Source organism: Lactobacillus sp. HMSC08B12, from assembly GCF_001808415.1.
Classification (GTDB): Bacteria; Bacillota; Bacilli; order Lactobacillales; family Lactobacillaceae; genus Lactobacillus; species Lactobacillus delbrueckii.
Genome location: NZ_KV793147.1, coordinates 1 through 5,537 on the forward strand (window position 1 = coordinate 1; position 5,537 = coordinate 5,537).

The following is a 5,537-nucleotide window of genomic DNA, read 5'->3' on the forward strand; positions in this document are numbered from 1 at the left end:
GTATACTCGTTATTTCTGAAAGGTCAAATCCACCTTTTCATTCGCTTTATCATGGGTACAGCCGGCAGAGTTGTAACAAGCGCTGCTTGATATAGTTTTGCCTTTGTTTTCGCTTACGGGGGAAAATCTTTTTCTTTGCGAAGAATAGTTCGGATTATCGTAATTTTGCCGGGAGAAAAAAGGTAAAACTTTTTATTTTTTTGCTTTAAACAAGAAAAAACACTAGAGTGAAGCACTCTAGTGTCAGCAAACTCTTCATTTTTACCAATATCCAATGCACTTGGTCCACAGCAAACCGCCGCCCAGCCAAATAACATTGAAAATCACACCGATGATCGCGCTCAGCTTCCACCAGTCCTTGTTTGAAACATAACCCGTACCGGACAGCATGGCTGCCGGACCAGCTGAGTAAGTCGAAGTTGACAGGAAGATTGACCCGCAGAAAGCCAGAATCAAAGCGGCCATGATCTTTGGCACGCCCGCGCCTAAAGCAATTGAAAGAAAACCAGCATGATAAATCTGATTTATCAATAAACAAGCACGTTAGAGCTATGTTTTACGATAAGCGAAAGGATTTTTATATGGAATTCAGAGATCTGCGTTATTTTATCGACTTGGTGGAAAGCGAAAGCTATCATGCCACTGCGCAAAAGAATCAGGTCACCCAGCCAGCCATCAGCGCCATGGTCAAAAGGTTGGAAGAAGAATGCGGGGTCCAGCTGGTCTTTAAAAAGTCCAGCCGGGCTCCCCTGGTCATCACGCCAGCGGGACAAGTCTTATATAAAAGGGCCAAGAAATTAGTCAAAGAGGAAAATTCAATTAAGATCGAAGTCAAACGGGCCAACGCCAATAACTTCCGCTTAGGCTATTCAGAACTGGCCGGCAAGGCCTGGCTGGCATCAGTGATCACTCACTTAAACCAAGGCCGGATGCTGGCAAATATTGAAACTAAAGAAGAAAATTCCCACTTGCTTGAGCAGCATCTGCGGGAGGGACGCTTTGACGTAATCGTCTTCTCCAGATTAGGCGATGAGCCCTTACCAGGAATCAAGACTACCCCCTTGCAGCGCTATCAATATGTTTTGGTAGTTGCTGAAGACAGTCCCCTGGCCCAGCTGGATGAAATCCGCATTGCTCAGATCAAAGACACGCCCTTGATCATGCGGCACAAGCGCTTTTTATCAAGAACATCCCTTGACCGGCTCTTTGCTAAGACTGGTTTTCAACCAACCAAAAAGCTGATCGTCGACAATATTGACGCTACCTTGCAATTAGTTCGGCAAGGAATGGGCGTCAGCTACTTGATGGATATTGCCGTGGAAAACGTTCCCGGCGTCAAAGCCATCCCCTTGGTGCCAAGCCAGCGAAGCTACTGCTACTCCAGCTTGGGGATCCGCGAGAATTTCATTCCAAATGAGGTTCAAAAGCAGTATCTGGAGATCTTGAAGGAGCACCAGGACCTTAATTAAAGAAAAATAAAAAGCTGACTTGGTCAGCTTTTTTAACAGGAAAAGGGCCCCGCGTCTCAACACTAACACGAAGCCCCTTATGCCACAATAATATTCAATTTTATTACAAACTGCCTGGCAAGTCGTCATTTTTGATCGGCCCAGTCGCTGTGCACAAACAGAACACCCTTGCGCGGAAGGCTTTCCCGCTAAATCGCGACTGCTGCCTTAGCCTTGGTCTTGCCGACAGCAAACCGACAAATACGCCCTTTCAAGAGGCTCATTCATCAACCATCTTTTCTGTCATTCGCATACGCCCTTTCCATAAGGTTCGATACGATATTCGAAAGTACTTTCTCTACTTAGGATAATAGCACAAAAGTTAAACGCTTGCAAGTTATGGAGCTTAACCGATTTTTTCCTGCAGGCTCATCATTTCTAGCAGGCTTTGGGCGGTCGCGCTCCCCTCGTTGCCGACCTTCAAGCCGGATCTTTGCAAGGCCTGGTCGATATTCTCCGTCGTCAGCATGCCAAAAGTCACCGGTACCTTGCCCGCCAAATTCAATTCCATGACCGCGCTGGTTACATTGCTGATGATCATCGCGTAGTGGTCGGTCTCGCCCTTGATCACCGCCCCCAAAGTCATGATCCCGTCGTATTTGCCGGAATCAACCAGCTTTTTAGCCGCGAAGCCCAGTTCAAAAGCCCCCGGTACCCAGTAAGTATCAATATCTTCTTCCTTGATCCCAAACTTAAGCAAAGTCTCGGCCGCGCCGGTTGCCAGGCTCTTGGTCACCAGCTCGTTAAAGCGGGACACCACGATCGCTACCTTGCCGTGGACTTGCTTAAAATCACCTTGAATTACTGCCATCTTTTTCTTCCTCACTATAAACTGACTAACATGTGCTTAAAGCGGTCCCGCTTGGTTTCCAGATATCTGCGGTCCTCAGCCGTTGCCGCCATTTCCAGGGGCAGGCGGTCGGTAATTTCCACCCCGGCCTCTTCCAATTGCTTGATCTTGTCCGGGTTATTGGTCAAAAGCTGTACCTGCTTAATCCCCAAATCCTTGATCATTTTGGCGGCCACGTCGTACTTGCGCTCATCTGGAGCAAAGCCCAGAAGCAGGTTGGCGTCATAAGTATCATGACCTTGGTCCTGCAAGGCATAAGCCCGGAGCTTATTAGTCAGGCCAATCCCCCGTCCTTCTTGGTTAAGGTAGAGGATAAGCCCGGACCCCTTTTCTTCAATCCGCCGCATGGCCTGGTGGAGCTGGTGGCCGCAGTCACAGCGCTTGGAGCCGAAGACGTCCCCGGTCAGGCACTTGGAGTGGATCCGCAGCATTACCGGCTCATTTTTGGCAATTTCGCCTTTCTTAATCACCAGGTTGCCATTGCCGTAATCCTTGATTTCAAAATCGCCGTAGTCAGTTGGCAGTTTTACGAATTCTGATCGGCTACTCGCGAAGCTCCGGCAGTACTCCTGCAATTCCGCGATCGTGAAGTATGGCAGGTCGTATTCCTTGGCGATTTCTTCCAGTTCCGGCCGGCGGGCCATGTGCCCGTCTTCCTTCAAAATTTCGCAGATGTAGGCCACTTCCGCTTCACCAGCCAGTCTGGCCAAGGTAACTGAGGCTTCCGTGTGCCCGTTTCTTTCCAAAACGCCCCCGTCTTTAGCGACCAGCGGGAAGCAGTGACCTGGCTTGAAAAAGTCTTCCGGCTTGGCTTCCGGGTCGGCCAAAGCCTTGATCGTAGTTGCCCGGTCGTAAGCTGAGATCCCCGTGGTCGTCGTCTTGTAGTCAACGCTGACGGTAAAGGCCGTCCCAAACGGGTCCGTGTTGTCCTGCCACATCTGCGGCAGTTCCAGTCTTTCCGCGATCTCCCGGCCAATACTGGTGCAGAGCAGGCCCCGGGCATGCTTGGTCATGAAGTTGATTTTTTCCGGAGTAACCTTGCTGCCCAAACCAATCATGTCCCCTTCGGCTTCCCGGTCTTCGTCGTCGGCCACGATTACCAGGCCGCCCTGTTTCATCCAGGCAATTGCATCTTGAATCTTTTTGACATCCATCTTTATTTCCTCGCGTTTTCTACTTGTCCAATTCATTTTTTAAAAAAGCAGCCAGATTGGCTTCCACGTACTTGCCCAGCACGTCAGTCTCCAGGTTGACCTGGTCGCCAACTTGCAGGCCAGATAAATTCGTTTCATCCTGGGTGTGGGGGATCAAGCCAACTGAGAACCAGTCATCACCAGTGTTCATCACCGTCAAGCTGGTCCCGTTGATGGCCACTGACCCTTGCGGGACGACCTGCTTTTTCAAGCGGTCCGGCAGGAAAAAGCGGAGCTCTAAGGCATTTTCGTTTTGCTTCAAGTCAACAACTTCTACCGTCTCATCAACATGCCCGCTGACGATATGCCCTTCAAAGCGGCCACCTACTGGCACGCTGCGTTCCATGTTCACTTGGTCGCCAGCCTGCAGATTTTTAAAAGTCGTCTTGGCAAAAGTCTGCGGCATCATGGTTACCGTAAAGCTGTCTTTGGAAAAAGCCTCCACCGTCAGGCAGCAGCCATTGATGGCGATCGAGTCACCGATTTTTACCCCGGCCAGGTTTTCCGGGAATGTTTTGACCGTCAAAACGATCGTCTTGCCTTCCTGCTCCAGGCGCTGAATCCGCGCCTTGCCGCTTACCAAACCACTAAACATCCTTGATCCTCCCATAGATTCTTACATCGTCGCCAACTTGCTCAGTTTGGACATCTTTCAAGTCCAGTGCTTCCGCGGCTACGGCTGCTTCAGTCCCCCGGCCCAAAAAGCGGGGAGCGACATAGCTGATCACGTCATTGACCAGGCCCGCTGCCAGTAGGCTCTCTTGCAAATGTGCGCCGCCTTCAGCGTAAACGCTCTGCACGCCTTGGTCAGCCAGAATTTTTATGCTGGTCGAGATTTTTCCATCCGGCAGGGCAAAAATTTTTACCTGCTTTGGCATATCCTGCTCCAAGAAAGCCGGATTTTCCGTCAAAATCCAGGTCTTAGCCCGCTTGTCGGAAAATAAGCGTAAATCCAAGTGCTCAAGCAGCCGGCCCCGCCGGTCCAGTACAACTCTGACTGGCGGGTGAACCAGGTCCTCGCTGGTCAAAAGCAAAGGATCGTCGATGATCGCCGTTTCTGACCCGATCAAGACAGCCTGGTAACCAGCCCGTTCCTGGTGGACCCGGGTCCAGGCCTCAGCCCCGGTAATCGCGGTCCGCTCACCCTTTTTCGCCAGCATGTGGTCCAGGGTCATGGCCTGTTTCAAAGTCACGTAAGGCAGACCTGTTTGGCAAAAGTAGTTGTAGTGGTCATTCAGCTGACTTGCTTCTTTTGCTAAAAGACCAGTGCTTACTTCAAGGCCTGCCTGCCGCAAAGCAGCGATACCCTTGCCCGTTACAAGAGAGTGGGGATCGGTTGCCCCGACCACCACCCGCTTGATCCCGCTGTCAATAATCAGCTGGGTGCAAGGCGGCTGCTTGCCGTAATGGCAGCAAGGCTCTAAAGTCACGTAAATAGTGGAATTGGATAATTGTTCCGGAGTCAATTTGGAGATGGTATCACGTTCAGCATGGAAACCGCCGTAGTGCTGGTGGAAACCAGTCGCCAGGACTTTGCCGTCCTTGACCAGGCAGCTGCCGACTCTTGGGTTGCGCCAGGTAGCATTGCCAGCCTTACGGGCCGCGGCAAGCGCCAGACGCATGTATTCTTCATCTGATGCCATCCAATCACTCCTTTCATTGCACGAAAAAAGCCCCGAGGAAATCCTCGAGGCCTAATGATCGATATCAAAATTAAATAGTAGCATCGCCAAATAAGCGATACGACATGACAAAAATTGTATCGTTCTGTCTCCCATCTAGACTTTAACTATCGGTACCCTCACTTGGGATTCAACCGCATATCGCGGGTCGCGGACTTTACCGCCGGTCGGGAATTTCACCCTGCCCCGAAGAACATTATTCAATTCACGTTTCTTATGTTACCTGTTATTGAAAGCCCTGTCAAGCAGGAAGAAGATCTTTTTTATCTTACTCTTTAAACTTCCCACTTACAAAAGTGGGCTT

Annotated in this window: 5 protein-coding genes, 1 pseudogene and 1 riboswitch; of the genes and pseudogenes, 1 reads left to right on the forward strand and 5 read right to left on the reverse strand. The window is 50.4% G+C overall.

The features are described from left to right. Nucleotides 1-261: 261 nt before the first annotated feature. Nucleotides 262-513 (reverse strand): annotated as a pseudogene (locus HMPREF3168_RS04565) (anion permease); the annotation flags it as partial. A gap of 68 nt (nucleotides 514-581) precedes the next feature. Here HMPREF3168_RS04565 and HMPREF3168_RS04570 point away from each other — a divergent pair. Continuing rightward, complete coding sequence (locus HMPREF3168_RS04570; protein WP_070488687.1) at nucleotides 582-1,469, forward strand: LysR family transcriptional regulator; 888 nt, start codon at nucleotides 582-584, stop codon at nucleotides 1,467-1,469. Between the two features lie 385 nt (nucleotides 1,470-1,854). Here the strand turns inward: HMPREF3168_RS04570 and ribH are convergent, their stop codons facing one another. The 4 genes from ribH to ribD are packed head-to-tail and all read right to left on the reverse strand — an operon-like array spanning nucleotide 1,855 to nucleotide 5,194. Next, a complete protein-coding gene (ribH, locus tag HMPREF3168_RS04575; protein ID WP_003614176.1) occupies nucleotides 1,855-2,319 on the reverse strand; it encodes a 6,7-dimethyl-8-ribityllumazine synthase in 465 nt (154 codons plus the stop codon). 14 nt (nucleotides 2,320-2,333) lie between these two features. After that, complete coding sequence (locus HMPREF3168_RS04580) at nucleotides 2,334-3,512, reverse strand: bifunctional 3,4-dihydroxy-2-butanone-4-phosphate synthase/GTP cyclohydrolase II (protein ID WP_070488681.1); 1,179 nt, start codon at nucleotides 3,510-3,512, stop codon at nucleotides 2,334-2,336. Nucleotides 3,513-3,531: 19 nt separating this feature from the next. Beyond that, nucleotides 3,532-4,146: a riboflavin synthase gene (locus HMPREF3168_RS04585; protein WP_070488683.1), complete on the reverse strand. Its 615-nt coding sequence runs from the start codon at nucleotides 4,144-4,146 to the stop codon at nucleotides 3,532-3,534. After that, complete coding sequence (gene ribD, locus HMPREF3168_RS04590) at nucleotides 4,139-5,194, reverse strand: bifunctional diaminohydroxyphosphoribosylaminopyrimidine deaminase/5-amino-6-(5-phosphoribosylamino)uracil reductase RibD (protein ID WP_070488685.1); 1,056 nt, start codon at nucleotides 5,192-5,194, stop codon at nucleotides 4,139-4,141. The genes HMPREF3168_RS04585 and ribD overlap by 8 nt, the downstream gene beginning before the upstream one ends. Before the next feature lie 118 nt (nucleotides 5,195-5,312). After that, nucleotides 5,313-5,431: riboswitch (FMN riboswitch) on the reverse strand. Nucleotides 5,432-5,537 lie beyond the last annotated feature (106 nt).